This window comes from Paracoccus sphaerophysae (assembly GCF_000763805.1).
Classification (GTDB): domain Bacteria; phylum Pseudomonadota; class Alphaproteobacteria; order Rhodobacterales; family Rhodobacteraceae; genus Paracoccus; species Paracoccus sphaerophysae.
Window position 1 is genome coordinate 1 of sequence record NZ_JRKS01000014.1, and the last position, 20,708, is coordinate 20,708.

22 protein-coding genes, 1 pseudogene and 1 riboswitch are annotated in these 20,708 nt (G+C 71.3%); of the genes and pseudogenes, 8 read left to right on the forward strand and 15 right to left on the reverse strand.

What is annotated here, in order from left to right; all coding sequences use genetic code 11:
- Together IC63_RS06195 and IC63_RS06200 are read right to left on the reverse strand one after the other, a co-directional pair.
- Positions 1-248, reverse strand: a pseudogene (locus tag IC63_RS06195) (hypothetical protein); the annotation flags it as partial.
- 118 nt (positions 249-366) lie between these two features.
- Positions 367-1,425 (reverse strand): ABC transporter ATP-binding protein, encoded by a 1,059-nt coding sequence (locus IC63_RS06200; RefSeq protein ID WP_036718077.1) that lies wholly within the window; start codon positions 1,423-1,425, stop codon positions 367-369.
- A gap of 174 nt (positions 1,426-1,599) precedes the next feature.
- On the opposite strand from IC63_RS06200, the gene ltnD reads away from it, so the two are divergent.
- A complete protein-coding gene (gene ltnD, locus IC63_RS06205; protein ID WP_036718078.1) occupies positions 1,600-2,520 on the forward strand; it encodes an L-threonate dehydrogenase in 921 nt (306 codons plus the stop codon).
- Positions 2,517-3,758 carry a 3-oxo-tetronate kinase gene (gene otnK / locus IC63_RS06210; RefSeq protein ID WP_036718081.1) on the forward strand — a complete coding sequence of 414 codons (1,242 nt, stop codon included), beginning with the start codon at positions 2,517-2,519 and terminating at the stop codon, positions 3,756-3,758. The genes ltnD and otnK overlap by 4 nt, the downstream gene beginning before the upstream one ends.
- Position 3,759: 1 nt before the next feature.
- Here the strand turns inward: otnK and gcvP are convergent, their stop codons facing one another.
- The 11 genes from gcvP to IC63_RS06265 form a co-directional block, all read right to left on the reverse strand.
- Positions 3,760-6,612, reverse strand: a complete 2,853-nt coding sequence (gene gcvP / locus IC63_RS06215) for an aminomethyl-transferring glycine dehydrogenase (protein WP_036718084.1) — start codon at positions 6,610-6,612, stop codon at positions 3,760-3,762.
- Between the two features lie 103 nt (positions 6,613-6,715).
- Complete coding sequence (gene gcvH / locus IC63_RS06220) at positions 6,716-7,072, reverse strand: glycine cleavage system protein GcvH (protein ID WP_036718180.1); 357 nt, start codon at positions 7,070-7,072, stop codon at positions 6,716-6,718.
- 12 nt (positions 7,073-7,084) lie between these two features.
- On the reverse strand, positions 7,085-8,200 hold the full coding sequence (gene gcvT / locus IC63_RS06225) for a glycine cleavage system aminomethyltransferase GcvT (RefSeq protein ID WP_036718182.1): 1,116 nt from the start codon (positions 8,198-8,200) through the stop codon (positions 7,085-7,087).
- A gap of 129 nt (positions 8,201-8,329) precedes the next feature.
- Positions 8,330-8,419: riboswitch (glycine riboswitch) on the reverse strand.
- Positions 8,420-8,498: 79 nt separating this feature from the next.
- Positions 8,499-8,795, reverse strand: coding sequence for a hypothetical protein (locus IC63_RS06230; RefSeq protein ID WP_036718086.1), 297 nt, complete (start codon positions 8,793-8,795; stop codon positions 8,499-8,501).
- 49 nt (positions 8,796-8,844) lie between these two features.
- Positions 8,845-9,933 carry an ABC transporter ATP-binding protein gene (locus tag IC63_RS06235; RefSeq protein ID WP_408633545.1) on the reverse strand — a complete coding sequence of 363 codons (1,089 nt, stop codon included), beginning with the start codon at positions 9,931-9,933 and terminating at the stop codon, positions 8,845-8,847.
- A 58-nt stretch (positions 9,934-9,991) separates the two neighbouring features.
- The gene (locus tag IC63_RS06240; RefSeq protein ID WP_036718089.1) at positions 9,992-10,774 is read right to left on the reverse strand and encodes an SDR family oxidoreductase; all 783 of its coding nucleotides are present in this window, start codon (positions 10,772-10,774) and stop codon (positions 9,992-9,994) included.
- Positions 10,775-10,849: 75 nt separating this feature from the next.
- Positions 10,850-11,182, reverse strand: a complete 333-nt coding sequence (locus IC63_RS06245; RefSeq protein ID WP_036718092.1) for a hypothetical protein — start codon at positions 11,180-11,182, stop codon at positions 10,850-10,852.
- Positions 11,179-11,844, reverse strand: a complete 666-nt coding sequence (locus IC63_RS06250) for a hypothetical protein (RefSeq protein WP_198026266.1) — start codon at positions 11,842-11,844, stop codon at positions 11,179-11,181. Before IC63_RS06250 ends, IC63_RS06245 begins: the two co-directional genes overlap by 4 nt.
- A gap of 95 nt (positions 11,845-11,939) precedes the next feature.
- Entirely contained in the window at positions 11,940-13,262 is a 1,323-nt protein-coding gene (locus IC63_RS06255; protein WP_052041923.1) for an ATP-binding response regulator, read from the reverse strand.
- Positions 13,262-14,425: an FIST N-terminal domain-containing protein gene (locus tag IC63_RS06260; protein WP_036718096.1), complete on the reverse strand. Its 1,164-nt coding sequence runs from the start codon at positions 14,423-14,425 to the stop codon at positions 13,262-13,264. Before IC63_RS06260 ends, IC63_RS06255 begins: the two co-directional genes overlap by 1 nt.
- A 24-nt stretch (positions 14,426-14,449) precedes the next feature.
- Positions 14,450-15,169: a response regulator transcription factor gene (locus IC63_RS06265; protein ID WP_036718097.1), complete on the reverse strand. Its 720-nt coding sequence runs from the start codon at positions 15,167-15,169 to the stop codon at positions 14,450-14,452.
- Positions 15,170-15,395: 226 nt separating this feature from the next.
- On the opposite strand from IC63_RS06265, the gene IC63_RS06270 reads away from it, so the two are divergent.
- From IC63_RS06270 to IC63_RS06290, 5 genes are all read left to right on the forward strand, one after another.
- A complete protein-coding gene (locus IC63_RS06270; RefSeq protein ID WP_036718099.1) occupies positions 15,396-16,382 on the forward strand; it encodes an ABC transporter substrate-binding protein in 987 nt (328 codons plus the stop codon).
- Positions 16,375-17,166 (forward strand): ABC transporter permease, encoded by a 792-nt coding sequence (locus IC63_RS06275; RefSeq protein WP_036718101.1) that lies wholly within the window; start codon positions 16,375-16,377, stop codon positions 17,164-17,166. Before IC63_RS06270 ends, IC63_RS06275 begins: the two co-directional genes overlap by 8 nt.
- Positions 17,156-17,740 carry an ABC transporter ATP-binding protein gene (locus IC63_RS06280; protein ID WP_036718103.1) on the forward strand — a complete coding sequence of 195 codons (585 nt, stop codon included), beginning with the start codon at positions 17,156-17,158 and terminating at the stop codon, positions 17,738-17,740. Before IC63_RS06275 ends, IC63_RS06280 begins: the two co-directional genes overlap by 11 nt.
- An 87-nt stretch (positions 17,741-17,827) precedes the next feature.
- Entirely contained in the window at positions 17,828-18,070 is a 243-nt protein-coding gene (locus tag IC63_RS06285; RefSeq protein WP_036718105.1) for a type II toxin-antitoxin system Phd/YefM family antitoxin, read from the forward strand.
- Positions 18,071-18,077: 7 nt separating this feature from the next.
- Positions 18,078-18,464: a type II toxin-antitoxin system VapC family toxin gene (locus IC63_RS06290; RefSeq protein ID WP_036718108.1), complete on the forward strand. Its 387-nt coding sequence runs from the start codon at positions 18,078-18,080 to the stop codon at positions 18,462-18,464.
- Between the two features lie 31 nt (positions 18,465-18,495).
- Here IC63_RS06290 and IC63_RS06295 read toward each other — a convergent pair whose 3' ends face one another.
- Positions 18,496-18,735: a hypothetical protein gene (locus tag IC63_RS06295; RefSeq protein WP_036718110.1), complete on the reverse strand. Its 240-nt coding sequence runs from the start codon at positions 18,733-18,735 to the stop codon at positions 18,496-18,498.
- A 101-nt stretch (positions 18,736-18,836) separates the two neighbouring features.
- On the opposite strand from IC63_RS06295, the gene IC63_RS06300 reads away from it, so the two are divergent.
- The gene (locus IC63_RS06300; protein ID WP_036718113.1) at positions 18,837-19,721 is read left to right on the forward strand and encodes a LysR substrate-binding domain-containing protein; all 885 of its coding nucleotides are present in this window, start codon (positions 18,837-18,839) and stop codon (positions 19,719-19,721) included.
- A gap of 63 nt (positions 19,722-19,784) precedes the next feature.
- Here the strand turns inward: IC63_RS06300 and IC63_RS06305 are convergent, their stop codons facing one another.
- Positions 19,785-20,567, reverse strand: coding sequence for a 3-hydroxybutyrate dehydrogenase (locus tag IC63_RS06305; protein ID WP_036718116.1), 783 nt, complete (start codon positions 20,565-20,567; stop codon positions 19,785-19,787).
- Between the last annotated feature and the right edge of the window lie 141 nt (positions 20,568-20,708).

A 20,708-nucleotide genomic window follows, 5' to 3' on the forward strand; every position in this document is an offset into this window, starting at 1 on the left:
GCCAGGAACTGGTTGCCCAGCCCCTCGCCCTTGCTGGCACCCTTCACCAGTTCGGCGATGTCGACGAAGGCGATGCGGGTCGGGATCGTCTGCTTCGACCCGGCGATCCCGGCCAGCCGGCCGACCCGGGGGCCGGGCACGGCGCCCTCGCCGACGTTCGGTTCGACGGTGCAGACCGGGAGGCGCGCGGCCTGCGCGGCGGCGCTGCGGGCGCCGAACGGGCCGATCAGCGCGCCGGCGGCGGCCATGGCGGCCGAGCCTCTCAGCAGCGTTCTGCGGTCGATGGTCATTCCTTCCTCCCTGGTCTGGCGGTCGATGCCGCCTTCTGGCCCCCGCGCGCCCTCTCTCCCTTGGCGCCGGGGTATCTCATGCGGTCAGCCGCTGGCCGGTGCCCTCGTCGAACAGGTGCACGGCCGACGGGTCGATGCCGATGTTCAGCACCCCGCCGGGGGGTGGGGACACGCGGTCGCGGAAGACGCCGGTGATCTCGGTCCCGCCCAGCTGGCCCACGACATAGGTTTCCGCCCCGGTCGGTTCGGTCACCTCGACGGTCAGCGGGATCGGGCCGCCGAGGCTCATTGCCTCGGGGCGGACGCCATAGACCAGCGGCTGGCCGGCGCGGGCAGAGCCGGGGTTGCCGACAGGCAGGCGGGTGCCGTCGGCTGCCTGGAACTGGCCGTCCTCGGCCAGCCGCCCCTTGACCATGCTCATCGCCGGGGACCCGATGAACCCGGCCACGAACAGGTTGGCGGGGCGGTCATACAGTTCCAGCGGTGCGCCGATCTGTTCGACGCGGCCGTCATGCATGACCACGATCTTGTCGGCCATGGTCATCGCCTCGATCTGGTCGTGGGTGACATAGACGGTGGTGGTCTTCAGCCGCTGGTGCAGGTTCTTGATCTCGGTCCGCATCGTCACCCGCAGCTTGGCGTCGAGGTTCGACAGCGGCTCGTCGAACAGGAACACCTGCGGGTTGCGGACGATGGCGCGGCCCATCGCGACGCGCTGGCGCTGGCCGCCCGACAGCATCCGCGGATAGCGGTCCAGCAGATGCGCGAGCCCGAGGATTTCCGCCGCCGGCCGCACCTGTTCCGCGATCCGCGCCCGGCTCTGCCCCTCGAGCTTGAGCGAAAAGCCCATGTTCTCGGCCACCGTCAGGTGGGGGTAGAGCGCGTAGTTCTGGAACACCATCGCGATGTCGCGGTCCTTGGGCGGCAAGTCGTTCACCACCCGGTTGCCGATGCGGATCTGGCCCGAGGTGATGTGTTCCAGCCCCGCCAGCATCCGCAGCAGCGTGGACTTGCCGCAGCCGGACGGCCCGACCAGCACGACGAATTCGCCTTGGTCTATGTCGACATTGATCCCGTGCAGGACCTCGACCGTGCCATAGGACTTGCGGACGTCGTCGATGGTCACCGAAGCCATGCACACTCCTCCCCAAGAGCATTTGCGACGATGCTAGGCCCGGACCGGACGGGGACGCAAGCGGTTTCGCGACCACGCAGGTTGCCTCGGCCGCATCATGCAGCGCAAACCCGCGCGATTGACAATGTATACATCAGCCAGAAAACTGGCCCGGGATTGGGAAGGGCGCAGGCGATGGACCACACACGGCCCGCGACCGGGGTGATCGGACTCGGCTCGATGGGGATGGGCGCGGCGCTGTCGGCGCTGCGCGCGGGGCTGCCGGTGATCGGGCTGGACCTGCGCCCCGAGGCGCTGGCCACGCTGACCGCCGCGGGCGGGCAGGCCGCGACCGACGCCGCCGATCTGGGCGCGCGGTCCGAGGTGGTGCTGGTCTATGTCGTCAACGCCGCGCAGGCGCGCGAGGTGCTGTTCGGCCCGGATGGCGCCGTCGCCGCTTCCAGGCAGGGCACGGTCTTCGTGATCTGCGTCACCATGCAGCCCGCCGACGCGCAGGACATCTGCGCCCGGCTAGCGCAGGCCGGGATGCTGGCCATCGACGCGCCGGTCTCGGGCGGGTCGGTCAAGGCCGCGGCGGGCGAGATTTCCATGATGGCCGCCGGCCCGGCCGCCGCCTTCGACCGCGCCGCGCCGGTGCTGGAGGCGATCTCGGCCACCGTGTTCCGGCTGGGCGAAGACCCCGGCGCCGGGGCGCGGATGAAGACGATCAACCAGCTGCTCGCCGGGGTCCACATCGCCGCCGCCGCCGAGGCGCTGGCGCTGGCCGACGCCTTCGGCATGGACCTGGCCGAGGTGCACCGGGTGATCCAGTCCTGCGCCGGCAATTCCTGGATGTTCGCCAATCGCGGCGCCCATGTCGTGGCCGGCGACTATACCCCGCATTCGGCGGTGGACATCTTCGTCAAGGATCTGGGGATCGTGACCGACGCCGCCCGCGGGGCCGGCGCGCCGACGCCCCTGTCGGACGCGGCGCTGGCGCTGTTCCGGCAGGCCTCGGCCGCCGGGATGGGGCGGCTGGACGACGCCGCGGTGGCGCTGTTTCTGGCCCGGCAGGGCGGGCGGCGGCTGCCCGGCGATCCGGAGGAGGGCGCATGACCGCGCTCGGCTGCATCGCCGACGACTTCACGGGTGCCACCGATCTCGCCGCGCTGCTGGCCCGGTCGGGTGCCCGCGTGGCGCTGCGCATCGGCGTGCCCGCGGCCCCGGCCACCGACACCGCGGAATGCGAGGTCGTTGCGCTCAAGATCCGCTCAGCCCCCGCGGCCGAGGCGGTGGCGCAGGTGCGGGCCGCGCTGGACTGGCTGCAGGCGGCCGGGGCGCGGCGGTGCTACTGGAAATACTGCTCGACCTTCGATTCGACTCCGCAGGGGAATATCGGCCCGGTGGCCGAGGCGCTGATGGCGGCACTGGGCACCGACCGGACGCTGCACGCGCCCTCGTTCCCGGAAAACGGGCGGCGGGTGTTCATGGGCAACCTGTTCGTCGGCCGCCAGCCGCTGGCGGAAAGCCCGATGAAGGACCACCCGCTGAACCCGATGACCGACAGCGACCTGACCCGGGTGCTGGCCGCGCAATCGACCCTGCCGGTCGGGCTGGTGGACTGGCCGACGGTGGCGGCGGGGGCGGTGCGCGCCGCGGTCGGCCCCGGCCACTGGATCGGCGATGCGATCAGCGATGGCGATCTGGACACGCTCGCCGAAGCGGTCTGGGACTGGCCGCTGCTGTCCGGGGGCAGCGCCTTTGCCGGCAAGCTGCCCGACCGGCTGCGGGCGGCGGGGCTGCTGGGGGCGGGCGCCGCCTCGAACCGCCCGAAGATGCCTGCGGGCCGGGCCATCGTGCTGTCGGGCAGCTGTTCGGCGATGACCCGCCAGCAGGTCGCGGCCTATGGCGCGGTGGCGCCGGCCTTCCGGATCGATCCGCGGGCGCTGGCCCGCGACGGGGCCGGCGAGACGGCGCGGATGCGCGACTGGCTGGCCGCGCAGGACCATCCGGCGCCGCTGGTCTATGCCACCGCCGAGCCCGACCAGGTCCGCGCCGCGCAGGCCGAACTGGGCACCGACCGCGCCGGACGGGTGGTCGAGGCGGCGCTGGCCGCCGCCGCCCGCGCCGCGCGCGATGCCGGCGTGGCGCGGTTCGTGGTGGCGGGGGGCGAGACCTCGGGCGCCGTCACCCAGGCGCTGGCCGTGGACCGGCTGGACATCGGCGCCGAGATCGCCCCAGGCGTGCCGTGGTGCGTGGCCCGCGACGCCGCCGGCCCGCTGGCCGTGGCGCTGAAATCGGGCAATTTCGGCGGCCCGGACTTCTTTGCCGAGGCGCTGGCTGCGGCGGAATGACCTACTCGGCCGCCTCGGCGTAGCTTTCGACCGGCGGGCAGGTGCAGATCAGGTTCCGGTCGCCATGCACGTTGTCCACCCGCCCGACCGGCGGCCAGTACTTGTCCACCCGGAAGGCGCCGGGCGGGAAGCAGCCCTGCTGGCGCGAATAGGGCCGGTCCCAGTCGTCCACGACCAGGTCCTCGACCGTGTGCGGGGCGTGGCGCAGGGGGCTTTGCGCGGCCTCGATCCGCCCCTCGGCGACCTCGGTGATCTCGTCGCGGATCGCCAGCATCGCGGTGATGAAGCGGTCGAGTTCGGCCTTGGTCTCGGATTCCGTCGGCTCCACCATCAGCGTGCCGGCCACCGGCCAGCTCATCGTGGGGGCGTGGAATCCGTTGTCGATCAGGCGCTTGGCGATGTCGTCCACGGTCACGCCGTGGGCCGCGAAGACGCGGGTGTCCACGATGCATTCATGTGCCACGCGGCCGCGATTGCCCATGAACAGGATCGGGTAAGCTCCGCTTAACCGGGCGGCGATATAGTTGGCGTTCAGAATCGCCACCCGCGTCGCCTGGGTCAGCCCGGCGCCGCCCATCATCAGGATATAGGCCCAGGAAATCAGCAGGATCGACGCCGACCCCCAGGGCGCCGCCGACACCGCGCCGCCGATGTCGCCCGCGCCCGAGCGCGGGTCGTCCGGCAGATGCGGCGCCAGATGCGCCTTGACCCCGATCGGCCCCATGCCCGGCCCGCCCCCGCCATGCGGGATGGCAAAGGTCTTGTGCAGGTTCAGGTGGCTCACGTCGCCGCCGATCTCGCCGGGCTTCACCAGCCCCACGAGCGCGTTCATGTTCGCGCCGTCGATATAGACCTGCCCGCCGTGGTCATGGGTGATCCGGCAGACCTCGCGCACGGTGTCCTCGAAGACGCCGTGGGTCGAAGGATAGGTGATCATCACCGCCGCCAGCCGGTCGCCCGCCTGCGCGGCCTTGTCGGCGAAATCTTCCAGGTCGATGTCTCCGTTCGGCGCCGACTTGACCACGACGACCTTCATCCCCGCCATCTGCGCGCTGGCCGGGTTGGTGCCATGCGCGCTGGTCGGGATCAGGCAGACGTCGCGCTGATCGTCGCCATTGGCGCGGTGATAGGCGGCGATGGTCAGCAGCCCGGCATATTCCCCCTGCGCCCCGCTGTTGGGCTGCAGCGAGAAGGCATCATAGCCGGTGATCTCGCAGAGCTTTTCGGTGAGGTCCGCGAACATCTCGTGATAGCCCGCCGCCTGCGATTCCGGCGCAAAGGGATGCAGCGCGCCGAACTCGGGCCAGGTCAGCGGCATCATCTCGGCCGCGGCGTTCAGCTTCATCGTGCATGACCCCAGCGGGATCATCGCCCGGTCGAGCGCGAGGTCGCGGTCCGACAGCCGGCGCATATAGCGCATCATCTCGGATTCCGCCCGGTTCATGTGGAACACCGGATGGGTCATGAAGTCGCTGTCCCGCAGGAGCGCCTCGGGGATCGCCGGCGAAGTCGCCGGCTCGGCCGGATCGGTGATGCCGAAGGCGTCGAGCACGCGGGCGATCACGCCCGCGTCGGTCGTCTCGTCCACCGAGATGCCGACCCGGTCGCGCCCCACCCGGCGCAGGTTGATCCCCCGCTGTTCGGCGGCGGCCAGGATGCCAGCCTGCCCGACCCCCACCCGCACGGTGAGGGTGTCGAAGAACGCCTCGGGCTCGACCTCGGCCCCGGCCGCGCGCAGGGCATTCGCCAGCGTGACCGCGTGCAGATGCACCCGCTGGGCGATGGCCTTCAGCCCGACCGGCCCGTGGAACACGCCATAGAACGACGCCATCACCGCCAGCAGCGCCTGCGCCGTGCAGACGTTGCTGGTGGCCTTCTCGCGGCGGATATGCTGCTCGCGGGTCTGCAGCGCCAGCCGATAGGCCGGCCGCCCGGCCGCATCCACCGACACGCCCACGATCCGCCCCGGCATCGCCCGCTTCATCTCGTCGCGGCAGGACATGAAGGCGGCGTGCGGCCCGCCATAGCCCATCGGCACCCCGAAGCGCTGCGAGGACCCTACGCAGATGTCCGCGCCCATCGCGCCCGGCTCCCTGAGCAAGGTCAGCGCCAGCAGGTCCGTCGCGACGACCGCCACCGCGCCCACCTCTTGCAGCGCAGCGCATTCGGCGGACAGGTCGCGGATATGGCCGAAGGTGCCCGGATACTGGAAGATCGCGCCGAACACCGCCGCCGGATCGCAGTCTTCGGGCGCGCCGCGGATGATCTCGATCCCCAGCGGGGCGGCGCGGGTCTCGATCACCGCGATGGTCTGCGGGTGCAGGTTCTCACTGACAAAGAACGCCCCGGCCTTCGACTTGGCCACCCGCTGCGCCATCGCCATCGCCTCGGCCGCCGCCGTCGCCTCGTCCAGCAGCGAGGCGTTGGCCACCGGCAGCCCGGTCAGGTCGGCGACCATGGTCTGATAGTTCAACAGCGCCTCGAGCCGCCCCTGCGCGATCTCGGGCTGATAGGGGGTGTAGGCCGTGTACCACGCCGGGTTTTCAAGGATGTTCCGCTGGATCGCCGGGGGCGTGACGGTGCCGTAATAGCCCTGCCCGATCAGCGAGGTCATCACCCGGTTCTGCCCCGCGACCTCGCGCATCTTCGCCAGCAGCTCGCGTTCGGACAGCGCCGGCCAGTCCAGCGCCCCGTCCTGCCGGATCGAGCGCGGCACGGTCTGGTCGATCAGCTCGTCGAGGCTGCCGCAACCCAGCGCGGCCAGCATCTCGGCCATCTCCGAAGGAGACGGCCCGATATGGCGGCGGTTGGCGAAATCGTCGGGGTTGTAGTCGGTCGGGGTCCAGCGGGTCATGGCCTGTCCTTCACCTGGGGACGCGCCGCCCCGCGGCTGCGCGCGTTCTTCTTTGCCGAAATATCCCGGGGTCCGGGGCAGCGCCCCGGTCCGGGCCGCGACGTCAGCCGATCAGCGCCTGATAGCCGGCCTCGTCCATGAAGCCCGCCAGGTCGACGCCATCCGCCGGCTTGATGCGGAAGAACCAGGCCGCCATCGCGTCGGCGTTCACGTCGCCGGGCGCGTCGGCCAGCGCCTCGTTGACCGCGGTGATCGTGCCCGCCACCGGCGCCACGATGTCGGACGCCGCCTTGACCGATTCGATCACCACGATCTCCTCGCCCGCGGCGACCTCGCGGCCGACCTCGGGCAGTTCGATGAACACCACGTCGCCCAGCTGCTCGCTGGCATGGGCGGTGATGCCCACGACGATCTCGTCCCCCTCGGGGCGCAGCCACTCGTGGTCCTCGGTGTATTTCAGCATTCCGGCCTCTCAGCGTTTGTAGGTGGGGGTGACAAAGGGCATGGGGGCGATCCGCGCGGGGATGCGCTTGCCGCGCAGCTCGGCAAAGACGGTCTCGCCCTCGGGCAGGTCGGCGGGCAGGCTGGCCATCGCCACCGGGCCGCCGACCGAGGGGCCGAAGCCGCCCGAGGTGACGCGGCCGATGGGCTCGGCCGACCCGGAGGTCCGGTAAAGCTCCACGCCCTCGCGGATCGGGGCGCGGCCCTCGGGGATCAGGCCGCGGCGGGCGCGGGCCGACTTGCCCAGTTCCGGCAGGATACGCTCGGCGCCGGGGAAGCCGCCCTCGCGCTCGCCCCCTGCGCGGCGGACCTTGGGGATCGACCAGCCGAGCCCCGCGGCGGCGGGCGAGACGCCCTGGTCCATGTCATGCCCATACAGCGGCAGCCCGGCCTCGAGCCGCAGCGAATCGCGGGCGCCGAGGCCGATCGGCGCGACCTCGGGCTGGTCCAGCAGCGCGCGGGTGAAGGCCTCGGCGTGGTCAGCGGGCAGCGAGATCTCGAACCCGTCCTCGCCGGTATAGCCCGAGCGGCTGACCCACAGCGTGGCGCTGCCCCCGTCCGGTGCCGTCCATTCGAACTCGGCCACGTCCATGAACCGCATCCCGGCCACCCCCGGCACCAGCCGGGCCAGCGCGGCCTCGGCCGCCGGGCCCTGCAGCGCCAGCAGCGCGCGGTCCGTGACCACCTCGGGGGCCAGACCCGCGGCGTCCAGATGGGCGATGTCCTGCGCGGCGCAGGCGGCGTTCACCACCAGGAACAGGTGGTCGCCCTTGTTGGCGATCATCAGGTCGTCGAGAATGCCGCCCTCGGGATTGGTGAACAGCCCGTAACGCTGCCGCCCCTGCGCCAGCCCGGCGACATCGGCGGGGACCAGCTTTTCCAGCCCGGCCACGGCGTCGCGTCCGCCCAGGATCACCTGGCCCATATGCGACACGTCGAACAGCCCTGCAGCCTTGCGGGTGTGCAGGTGTTCGTTCAGCACCCCCATCGGATACTGGACCGGCATCTCCCAGCCGGCAAAGGGCACCATCTTGGCGCCCAGCGCGACGTGCAGATCGTAAAGCGGCGTGCGTTTCAGCGCGTCCATCGGCATCCCCCCTCATGCGGCCGCGGCCGCGTGATGCCCTCTCTGTCCCTGTCCGCTGGCCCTGGGGGCACGGGGACGCCTGAGATCGTTATCCTTCGGCGGGCCGGGATCGGCCACTCTTCAGAGTTCTATGCGGACCCGGTCCTTTTGCCTGAGAGTTTGCCAGGGCGGCTGCTCCTTCGGCCCCGGCGCAAGGCCGGCGTCTCCCGATGTCCGTCCATCTGGTAGCCGGGGCGACGGGCCGCTGGCAAGACCTTTGTCTGACGGGCGGTTCAGGCCCGCGGTTCACGCCCGCCGCTCAGGCATTGCCGTTCCGGCGCCGGGTTTCCCAGCCCTTCCTGGCCGCCGCCGAGCGATCCGCAAGGTCGGCGCTGGCCTTGCCCTTCGCGCCCCCGCGCCTGGCCAAGGCCTTGCTGTCGGGCTTGCCGCGACCCGAGCCGGACTTTTTGCCGCCGCCATCCTCCTTGTTGACCGTGGCCCAGGCGATCTCCTCGGCCCGGTCCTCGGACATGCCGCGCTCCTCGTAGCCCTCGGCGATATGCCGGGCCTTGCGCTTCTGCTTGTCGGTATAGGCGTCCCTGTCTCCGCGGGGCATGGTCCCCTCCCGTTCGTGACTGACACGGGGACCAACCGAGGCGGGGGGGTCAGGTTCCCCGGCGCGGAAAGACGAAGGCCCGGTCGCGCCGCAGCATCAGCCACATCGGCGTGCCGGGGTCGGGCAGGAACACCGCCGGGACGGTCGCGCGCAGGACCGAGCCGTCATGGTCCATGCGGAACTCGACCAACGATTCGCGCCCCAGGAAGCGCGCCCGCTGCACCACCCCATGCGCCGCCGTGCCATGTTCCGGCGTCGGCGCTGGCCCCTTGCCCGAGCGGTCGAAGTCGATCCGCAGATGCTGCGGCCGGATCACGATGTCCACCGGCGTCCCGTCCGGCACGCCCGGCGTCAGGAAGTCGCCAAAGGGCGTGTCGGTCAGCGCCCCGCGCACGGTGCCGGTCAGCACGTTCACGTCCGAAAAGAACGCCGCCGCCTCGCCGTCGACCGGAGCGTTATACAGGTTGTAGGGCGCGCCGCGCTGGACGATCCGCCCGTGGCGCATCAGCAGGATCTGGTCGGCCATCCGCATCGCCTCGTGCGGCTCGTGGGTGACCAGCAGGACGGCGGTGCCTTCCTCTTTCAGCAGCGCCAGAGTTTCGTCGCGGATGCCGTCGCGCAGCCGTTCGTCCAGCCCCGAAAACGGCTCGTCCATCAGCAGGATGCGTGGGTTCGGGGCCAACGCCCGGGCCAGCGCGACGCGCTGCTGTTCGCCGCCCGACAGCGCGTGCGGATAGCTGTCCATGTGGCGGCTCATCCGCACCCGCTCCAGCAGGTCGCCCACACGGCCGCGATTGGCCTTTGCCCCGCCGCCGAGGCCGAAGGCCACGTTCTCGGCCACCGACAGATGCGGGAACAGCGCGAAGTCCTGGAACATCATCCCGATATTGCGGCGTTCCGGCGGGACGCGGAACACGGTGTCGCAGACGAGGCGGCCGTCGACGAAGATCTTGCCGCTGTCCTGCATGTCCACGCCGGCGACGATCCGCAGCGTGGTGGACTTGCCGCAGCCCGACGGCCCCAGCAGGCAGGCGACCTGCCCGGCCGGGACCGCAAAGGACACGTCATCCACGACCGCCTGTCCGCCGAAGCTGCGGACGAGGTTCTGGACTTCAAGGCGGGGCGGAGCTTGGGTCACGGCGATCCGACTGTTTCGGTCGGGGACCGATACCAGCGCCGCGGCGCGGGGTAAAGTTTCAGACCGTCACGTTCAGCGCGCCGCCGTCCAGCAGCAGGTTCTGCCCTACGATGAACCGCGCCTGCTGGGAACACAGGAACGCGCAGGCGGCGCCGAAGTCGTCGGCCTTGCCGTAGCTGCGCGTGGGGATCGTCGCCTGACGCCGGGCGCGGGCCTCGTCGCGGGTGATGCCCGAGCTTTCGGCCACCCCGGTGTCCAGCGAGGTGGCGCGGTCGGTGTCGTGGATGCCGGGCAACAGGTTGTTCACGCAGACGCCGTGTTCGGCGACCTGCCGCGCCATGCCGGCGACGAAGCCGGTCAGCCCCGCCCGGGCGGTGTTCGACAGCCCCAGCTGCGCGATCGGAGAGCGCACGGATTGCGAGGTGATGTTGACGACCCGGCCCCAGCCGCGCTCGATCATCCCCGGCACCAGCGCCTGCATCAGCGCGATGGCGGACAGCATGTTGCCGTCGATGGCGCGGATGAAATCGTCACGGTCCCAGTTGGTCCAGTGGCCGGGCGGCGGGCCGCCGGCGTTGTTCACGAGGATGTCCGCCTGCCCGCCCAGCACCGCCAGCACCTTCGCGCGCCCGGCCTCGGTGGTGATGTCGGCGGCGACGGGCTCGACGGTGACCTGATACCTGTCGGCGATCTCCCACGCGGTCTGGGTCAGCGCCTGTTCGCCGCGCGCGTTGATGACGAGGTTGACGCCCTCGGCGGCCAGCGCCTCGGCGCAGCCCCGGCCCAGCCCCTTCGACGCCGCGCAGACAAGCGCCTTCTTTCCCCGGATGCCCAGATCCATCGCCCTGCCCTTCCCTTGCTGTGCCGTCGCAGGGAACGCCCGGCGGGCGGCAAGGTCAAGCGCCGGCGAAGCCGGTCAGAAGCACAGGATCTCGGCCTCGGCCTCGGCCCTGCGCAGATCGGCGGTCACCGTGTCCATCATCGCGCCCTGCCGGAACATCGCGGCGCGGTCGCCCGACACCTGCTGCATCCGCAGCACCGTTTCGGCCGCGACGTAGCGCTCGTAGGGCAGCACCGTGGCGATGTTGTCGATCGAACAGGAACAGCGCCGCAGCGCGTCGGGCGATTCGCCGTTGGTGGCCATGCAGGCCAGCACGTATTCGACCCGCGCCTCGGTCGGGTAATCGTTCACCGCCTGGGCCGAGGCCGTCGCCGGAACCACCAGCACCGCAAGAAGCGCGCGTTTCATTTCATCACCATGCTGTGCAGATAGCGGGCCGGGGCGACGGGCTGGTTGGCCATCTCCACCGGCAGCTTCACGGTGACCGGATCCGCGGTCTCGGCCACCATCTCGGCGATCGGCGCCTTCGGGTCCGCGCCCATCACGAAGCGCAGGGTGAGGGTCTGAAAGCCGCCCATGCGGTCGCGGTTGGGGTCCTCGGCAAAGGGCTGCATCTCGACGGTGACCTTGCCGCCCTCGCGCCGGACGGTGCCGCCCTGGAACACCGCGTCCTTGATCCGGTTGCGGATATAGAACGGGCTGCCGCCGGTCATCGTCGCCATGTCGCGGGCGGTGTTTTCCAGGAAGAACACCAGCACCGGATCGCCGCCCGAGACCGGGAACGGCCCCGCGCCGCGTTCGCCGGCGTCGGTCTTCTGGTGCAGCTTCAGCACCGGCTTGCCGTCCGCGGGGTCGGTTTCCTCGGCCAGCGTCACTTGTCCCGCCTTGGCCGGGTTCAGCCCGGGCAGCGCCGGGCCTTCGCGGGTCAGCCGCCAGGTCAGCACCCGGTCGCCCAGCGCCCAGGGGCCGCGTTCGGCAAAGATCAGGTCGCCCGCCTCGCCCGCGGCCAGTGGGGCGGCGGCCAGGGTCAGCAGAAGGGCCGCGGCGGCGGATCGCAGGTGGTGCAGCATGGGGTATCCTCGGGGTTGCGGAGCCGACGATGCCGGGGCGCGGGCGGCTTGCCAAGCCCCCGGGCGCGAGCCCTGCGCCGTTGGGACCAGGGCGCTCAGCCCGTCGCCTGCAGCAGCGCCGCGGCCAGCTCGTCGGCACCGACAGGCTTTTCGACCAGCGCCACGCCCTCGTCGGCGCAATCGCGCGCGATGCGGGCATCGCGCTGCGCGGTCACCATCACCGCCGGCACCGGCTGCCCCGCCGCCGCCCGCAGCGCCCGGATCGCGCCGATCCCGGTGTCGCCGTTGTCCAGGTTGTAGTCGGCGACGATCACGTCGGGCGGGTCGTCCTGCCCCATCGCGGCCAGCGCCTCGGCGGTGCCGCCGGTGGCGCGGACCACCATCCCCAGGCTGCCGCCCAGCATCAGCTCGTAGCCGCGCCGCATCGCGGCGTCGTTTTCCACGATCAGCACCACGCGGGACCGCAGGCCGCGCGGGCTCGCGGCGTCGCCGGCGCCCTCGCCGGCAGCGGGATCGACGGCGTTCAGCCCGACCCGGAACACCGTACCGCGGCCGGGGGTGCTGTCGACCTCGATCGGGTGGCCCAGCTTGGTGCAGGCGCGCCGCACGATGGACAGGCCCAGCCCCATCCCCTGCGGCCCGCCATCGGGGACGGCGCGCTGGAATTCGTCGAAGATGCGGCTGCGGTCGGCCTTGCCGATGCCCGGGCCGCTGTCATGCACCTCGAGCCAGACCCGCCCGCGCCGGCGCCGCACGCCCACCACCACCCCGCCGGTTTCGGTGTACTTGATGGCGTTCGAGATCAGGTTCTGGGCGATCCGGCGCAGAAAGGTCGGGTCGCTGTCCACCACCGCCGAGGTCGGAACGAAGCTCAGCCGCAGGCCCCCCGCCTCGGCCATCGGCGCGTATTCGACGGCCAGCCGGCGGAACAGCTTGTCCAGGTCGACGGGCTTGCGGTGAAACTCGATGCGCTGGCTGTCCAGCCGGCTGATGTCCAGCACGGCGTGCATCAGCTCTTCGACCGATTCGAAGGCGCCGGCCAGCCGCCCGGTCAGTTCGCGCTGCAACGGGTCCAGCTGGGTGTCGGTCAGCGCCGACAGGAACAGCCGCGCGGCGGCCAGGGGTTGCAGCAGGTCGTGGCTGGCGGCGCGCAGGAACCGGGTCTTGGATCGGTTGGCTTCCTCGGCCGCGTGCCGGGCCACAGCCAGGTCACGGTTCTTTTCCGACAGGTCGGCCAGCGCCTTTTCCAGGTCGCGGGTGCGGGCGATGGCTTCCTGTTCCAGCGCCACCGCGGCCTGGAACATCGACCAGGCCGAGCCGCGGGTCTCCTCGAGCCGGTCCACGCGGTCGATCAGCGCATCGGCGATGCGCTGCAGCTTGGCGGCGCGGGTCTCGGCGTCGTCGGTCTCGCGCAGCATCATGGCGCGGCCTCGGGCGGCATCAGGGCAAGGCCCACGAAGGTCTGGTTCACATGCATCCCGCTGAATTGTTCCCCATAGGTGTTGAACCCCGCAACCCGGTAGCGGGCGAACAGCTCGGCCATGCGCGCGGTCATGCCGGCGCGTTCCACCGCCAGCCGGCGCAGGATGCAGTCGAAGCCCAGCACCATCAGCGGCGGCCGCGGCAGCGCGTCCAGCGCATCGGCGAAGCCCTGGGTCACGTCGCCGGCCTGGCCCAGCGTCAGCACCGTCCCCGGCTCGATCGCCGACATCAGCCGCAGCGCGCCGCCGGCATCGACGCCGCTGATCGCCCGGACATGGTGCCGCCGCCCGGTCCGCAGCAGCAGCGGATGGCGGGCGAAATCCGCCCGCTGCATCCGCGCCGGGTCCAGCTCGGCCAGCCGGGCATATTCGTCGGCCGCTGGTTCGGCGTTCAGTTCCAGGATCTGGCGCGCGGCCGGATCGGCGCGCGTGACCACCGCCCGCCGCGCGGTCGAGGTGAAATGCGCAAAGCTTACCTCGGACACCGCCAGCGCGGTTTCCACCAGCACGAACACCGCAGCCCCCGGCATCGGGACGCCGTTCAGGATCTGCAGGGTCTGGCCGAAGTCGAGCCCGTCGCCGGCCGATCCGCCGACCACCGGCACGCCGGGCAGCGCCGCGTCCAGCGCGGTGACCAGCACGTCCTCGTTGCAGGCGGTGCCGTCGGCCAGCAGGACGCCGAACAGCGACCGCCCGGGCCGAGAGGGGAAACCGGCGCGCAGCAGGCGCAGCTGCGACAGCCAGGCCGACACCGGGATGCGGCTTTGTCCGGCCAGCGCCACCGCCTCGGCCCGGAACGAGGCGGCGGGAAAGCCGATGGCCAGGATGGTGCCGCGCTGATAGCCGCAGGCCCCGATCTCGCCGGCCGAGGAACAGCCGGCGAGCCGCGCGGCGGGCAGCGCCGCGGACAGGTCGCGCGCCACCGGCGCCAGCACCTCGCGCGGCGATCCGAACAGCAGCACCAGCGCCGGGTCGCAGCCCGTCAGCAGCCCGGCCAGGGTGGCGGCGGCGGCCGGGTCGTCCGACGCGACGCTGACGCCGACCGGGGCCAGCGCCCGCAGGGCGGCGTCGGGCGTCACCTCGTCAGGCGCGCGGGGCATGGTCAGGCGCGCGGGGCATGGGGGTCAGGCCGGCTCGAACAGCCGCGCGCTGTTGGCCAGCAGCACCGTCTGGGTCCGGCGGCGGGCGTTGATCTTGGACATGATCGCGGTGATGTGGGTCTTGACCGTGGCCTCGGCGATGGACAGCTCATAGCTGATTTCCTTGTTCGCCTTGCCCTGGCAGATCAGCCGCAGGATCTTCATCTGCTGGGGCGTCAGGGTGGCGAAGCGGCGGGCGAGTTCGGCCCGCGCCTCGTCCTCGGTCCCGGCGGCCTCGGGCTCGTAGCCCTCGGGGGTGACCCGCTCGCCCTCCCACATCCGGCGCAGGCTGTCGACCAGCGCCTCGCGGCCCAGCGATTTCGAGATGTAGCCCTGCGCCCCCGCCGCCATCGCGGCCGAGATCATGGCGTTTTCCAGGTCGGCCGAGATCATCGTGATCGGCACCTCGGGCAGTTGCCGGCGCAGGGTGACGATGCCTTCGGCGCCGCGCGCATCGGGCAGGTTCAGGTCCAGGATCACCGCGTCGGGGGCGCCGTGGGTGCGGATCTGTTCGACCGCCGAGGCGAGGCTGCGGGCAGTGCGCACGGTCTTGCGGCCAAAGCTGATCTTGAGCGTCAGCGCCAGCGCGTCGCACATCAGCGGGTGGTCGTCCACGATCAGGATGTCCTTGACCCGATCGGCCGACAGCCTGCCGGGCACGGCGGCGCCCGACGTGTCGCCGGCGGGGATTATTGCAGGCTGCATGTTGTCCTCCAGCAGGCGGGACGTGTCGCGGCCGGCGGTTTCTCCTCGGACCCCGCCCGCGGCCCGCCGTGGCGGGCAGTCCCGTTGCCCGGCCAATCTAGGGCACATCGGCACCAGCGCAAGCCATCGCCTGCGCGGTGCGCGGCAGCCCCCGTCACATCTTGGTCGGATTGCCTGCGCGGCGTTGGCGTGGCAGCCTGCGGGTCTGTGCAAACAAGGGCCTGTCATGTCCACGCTTCGCCGCCTTGCCGCCGCCGCCCTGTCGGTCCTGTCCCTCGCGCTTCCGGCCAGCGCCCAGACCCCGACCGAAATCACCGTGGGCACGCTGGAAAACGGCACGGTCAGCTGGGAACTGGAAACCATCAAGGCGCGCGGCCTGGATACTGCCAACGGCTTTACGCTGAATATCCTGCCGCTGGCCGGCAACCCGGCCACCCAGGTCGCCATGCAGGGGGGCGAGGTCGATACCATCGTCTCCGACCTGCTGTGGGTCGCCCAGCAGCGCGGCGCGGGGGGGGATTTCGTGTTCCTGCCCTATTCGACGTCGGTCGGCGGGCTGATGGTCGGCAAGGACAGCCCGGTGCAGACGCTGGCCGACCTGGACGGCAAGCAGATCGGCATCGCCGGCGGGCCGGTGGACAAGAGCTGGCTGATCCTGCGCGCCTGGTCGATGCGGCCGGACAGCCCGACCAGCGGCAAGGACATCGGCGCGATGACCACCCAGGTCTTCGGCGCCCCGCCGATGATCCAGAACGCGCTCGACAGCGGCGAGGTCGCGGCGGCGATCAACTTCTGGCACTTCCAGGCCAAGATGGAGGCTGCCGGCGCGCGCCAGATCCTGGACATCAACGACGCCGCCCGCGACCTGGGGCTGGACCCGGCTACGCCGCTTCTGGGCTATGTGCTGCGCGAAAGCTGGATCAAGGAACACCCGGACGCCGCCCGTGGGCTGGCCAAGGCATCGGCCGAGGCCAAGGCGATCCTCGCCAAGGACGACGCCGCCTGGGACGCGCTGCGCCCGATCATGAACGCCAAGGACGACGGCCAGTTCACCGCCCTGCGCGACGGCTGGCGCGCCGGCATCCCGGCGTCGCAAAAGGTCGACGCGGCGGCCGCGCAGAAGATGTTCTCGGTCATCGCCGGACTGGGCGGGCATGAGCTGACCGGCGGCCTCACCGAACTGCCGCAGGGAATGTTCTGGTCGGGTGACTGAGCCGCAGCATCGCCGCACCTTGCGCCGCCCCGGCGTGGCGCTGGGGCCCGGCCTGGTCTCGGCTGCCCTGCTGATTGCCGTCTGGGCGGTGGCGGCCAGCCTCACCGAGCGCCCCCAGCACCTGCCCTCGCCGGTGGCGGTGTTCCGGGTGCTGGGGCAGCTGATCGGCTCGGGCGAGTTGTGGCTGCATGTCGGCATGACCCTGTTCCGCGTCACCGCCGCCTTCGTCGCGGCGATGGCGCTGGGGGGCGCGCTAGGGCTGTGGATGGGGCGGTCGCGCACCGCCGACCGCTGGATGAACCCGGCGCTGGTGGTGCTGCTGAACATCCCGGCGCTGGTCGTCATCGTGCTATGCTACATCTGGATCGGCCTCAACGAGACCGCGGCCATCCTCGCCGTCGCGCTGAACAAGATCCCGGTGGTCGCTGTGATGCTGCGCGAATCGGCCGGTGCCCTGCGCCCCGATCTGGACGACATGGCGACCGCCTTCCGCATGTCGCCCCTGGCGCGGCTGCGCCATGTGGTGCTGCCGCAGCTGGCCCCCGCCATCGCCGCCGCGGCCCGGTCCGGCATCGCGCTGATCTGGAAGATCGTGCTGGTGGTCGAGTTCCTGGGCCGCTCCAACGGCGTCGGCTTCAAGATCCACCTCGCGTTCTCCAACTTCGACGTGGCGCGGCTGCTGGCCTGGTCGCTGGCCTTCGTCGCCGTGATGCTGCTGATCGACATGGCCGTGCTGCGCCCGTGGCAGGCCCGCGCCAACCGGTGGAGGGTCGATGCGCCTTGACCTGACCGCCAAGTCCTTCGGCCCGCGCCCGATCCTCGGCCCGGTCTCGCTGACCGTGGGGGCGGGCCAGCGGGTCGCCCTGCTGGGGCCGTCGGGGGTCGGCAAGACGACGCTGTTGCGCATCATCGCCGGGCTCGACCGCGACTTCGCCGGCACCCGCGCGGTGCCCGACCGGCTGGCGATGGTGTTCCAGGAACCGACGCTGCTGCCGTGGCGCACGGCGCTGACCAACCTGACCCTGCCCACTGGCGCCACCCGGGCCGAGGCCGCCGCGCTGATGGCCCAGGTCGGGCTGGCCGGCCGCGAGGCAGCCTATCCCCGCCAGTTGTCGCTGGGCCAGCAGCGCCGCCTGTCGCTGGCCCGCGCCTTTGCCGCCCGGCCGGGCATCCTGCTGATGGACGAGCCCTTCGCCTCGCTGGACGAGGCCACCCGCGACCGCATGCTGGACCTGACGGCGCAGTTGCTGGACAGCAGCGGCGCCGGGCTGATCCTCGTGACCCACGATCCCGCCGAGGCCGCGCGCCTGAGCGCCCGGCCACTGACGCTGTCAGGCAGCCCGGCGACGTTGGGGTGAGGGGGGCGTCCTGGCGATGAGGCCCCCTCCCTTGCGGAACCGAGCACGTCAGACTAAGTTCACCAGACTAAGTAAGGGATACCCGCCATGAAGACCGTCAACATGCACGAAGCCAAGACCCACCTGTCGCGCCTCGTCGAGGATGCGGTCCGGGGCGAGCCTTTCCTCATAGCCCGCGCCGGCAAGCCGGTGGTCCGGGTCGAGGTGATTGCGGATGCGCCGCCGCCGCGGATCGGCTTCCTCGCCGGCGCCTTCACCGTGCCCGACGACTTCGACCGTATGGGCGCCGACGAGATCCGCGCGATGTTCGAGGGCGAGGCCCCGGCCTGATCGCCGCATGAACCTGCTGATCGACACCCACCTGCTGCTGTGGGCCGCGGCCGAACCCGCGCGGCTGCCGGACGCGGCGCGGCAGGCGATCCTCGACCCCGCCAACGCACTGCATTTCAGCGTGGCCTCGCTGTGGGAGGTGGCGATCAAGCGCGCCCTCGACCGGCCCGACTTCCGCGTCGATCCCGGCCCGCTGCGCGCCGGGCTGGTGGCGGGCGGCTATCTGGAACTGCCGGTCGAGGGCCGGCATGTCCTTGCGCTCGCCACCCTGCCCCGCCACCACGCCGATCCCTTCGACCGGATGCTGATCGCGCAGGCCGCGACCGAGGGCATGGTCCTGCTGACCGCCGACCACGCGCTGGACGCCTATGGCGGCCCGGTGCGGCGGGTGTGACGGGCGGCACCGCAGCCCCGTCACGCGCCCTCTACCAGTGCCACCCGCTCAGCGTGCTGTCCGGGCGGCCGTGGCTGACAAAGACCCGCCCGCCGTTCTCGTGCCGCGCCAGCGGCAGCCCCCCGTCCACGCCGACGTCCCGGCGCAGATCGGCGGGCAGTTCCCCGAGGCTCGCCCGGCAGTCTTTCCGCGCCCGGTATTCCGCCCAGCGGGCGCGCAGGTTCCATCCGCGCGCGGCCGGCGCCGCGCGGCATTCGGTGATCGCAACCATGTCGGTGTTCCTTCAAGTCTGGCTTGATGCCTGACCTCAAGATGCTAGGCTTTCACCGAGATTTCCAATCAACCGCCGGCATGGCGGCATAAGGTCAACTGATGGACACCCTGCCCCCGCTCGCCGCCCTGCGCGTCTTCGACGCGGTCGCGCGGCGGCTGTCCTTCACCGCCGCGGCGGGCGATCTTGGGATGACCCAGGCGGGCGTCAGCTATCAGGTCCGCCTGCTCGAGGAGCGGCTGGGCGGCCCGCTGTTCCTGCGCAAGCCCAAGGGGATCGAGCTGACCGCGCTGGGGGCGCGACTGGCGCAGCCGACGCACCAGGCTTTCGACACGCTGCGCAGCGCCTATGCGCCGGCGCGGGACGCGCAGACGCTGTCGATCTCGACCCTGCCGACGCTGGCGGGGAACTGGCTCGCCCAGCGGCTGGGGCGGTTCCAGATCGACAACCCGGGCCTCGCCGTGCGGCTCGAGGCGTCCGAGCAGGTGGTCGATTTCGCGCGCGAGGATGTCGACGTCGCGATCCGCATGGGCGAGGGAAACTGGCCCAGCCTGACCGCCACCCGGCTGTTCGAGGTCGAGTTCACCCCGATGCTGTCGCCCGCCCTGGCCGAACGCTTCGGCCCGCTGACCGACCCGGCGCAGATGCTGCCCGTCCCCTGGGTCAGCGGCCCCGACCCCAGCTGGCAGATGTGGCTCGCCGCCGCCGGGGTCAGCGCGCATTGCACCTCGTCCCCCCGCGCCGCGCTGGTGCTGAACGCGCAGCTGCACGAGGCGCGGGCGGCGATGGCAAGCGAGGGCGCAGCGCTGCTGACGCCGCGCTTCTTCCGCTTCGAGCTGGCGACCGGCGCGCTGGTCCAGCCCTTTGCCGTGACCGCCACCAACGGCAAGGCCTATTGGCTCGTCTATCCGCCCGCGCGTCGCAACCGCCCGGCGATCCGCGCCTTCCGCAAGTTCATCCTGACCGAGGCAGCCGCCGACGCCTGACGGCCCCGATCTTCTGACCCGAAATATCCCCGCCGGAGGCTGCCCGCGCCAGCGGGCATCCCCTCACAGCGCGGTCCAGCCCCCATCGACCGAGATCGTCGTCCCGGTGATCTGCGCGGCCGTGTCCGAACACAGGAACACCGCCGTCCCGCCGATCTGCTCGACCGTGGCGAACTGCCCCGAGGGCTGCCGCGACAGCATCACCTTGGCGATCACGTCCTCGCGGCTCATGTTGTGGGTCTTCATCTGGTCGGGAATCTGCGCCTCGATGATCGGGGTCAGCACATAGCCGGGGCAGATCGCGTTGCAGGTGATCCCCTGCCCGGCGGTTTCCAGCGCGGTGACCTTGGTCAGACCGACGACGCCGTGCTTGGCCGCCACATAGGCCGACTTGAACGGCGAAGCCGTCAGCCCGTGCGCCGAGGCGACGTTGACCACCCGCCCCCAGCCGGCCTTGCGCATCAGCGGCAGCGCGGCGGCGGTGGTGTGAAACGCGCTCGACAGGTTGATCGCCAGGATCGCGTCCCACTTGTCCTGCGGGAACTCGTCGATCGGGGCGACGTGCTGGATGCCGGCGTTGTTGATCAGGATGTCGCAGCGGCCGGCCGCCGCGATCAGCGCCCGGCAATCGGCGGCCTTCGACATGTCGGCGGCGACATAGCGGACCTCGACCCCATGCCGGTCGGCCAGGTCCTTCGCCAGCGCATGATCCTCGTCGCGATCGGTGAAGCTGTTGATGACCAGGTCCGCGCCCGCCGCGGCGAGCGCTTCGGCGACGCCCAGCCCGATGCCGCTGTTCGACCCGGTGACGACGGCCAGCTTGCCGGCAAGGTTCTGTTCGACCATCTCGCGCTCTCCTTGATGCTGCCCGTGCAGAATAACGGGCGCGCGCCGCGAAAAAAAGACGCCCGCACAAGGCGGGCGTCAAGTCATGAGGCAGGTTTCATACAGGCAAGAAACCTATCGAGCAGTGGTTCTGATATACGC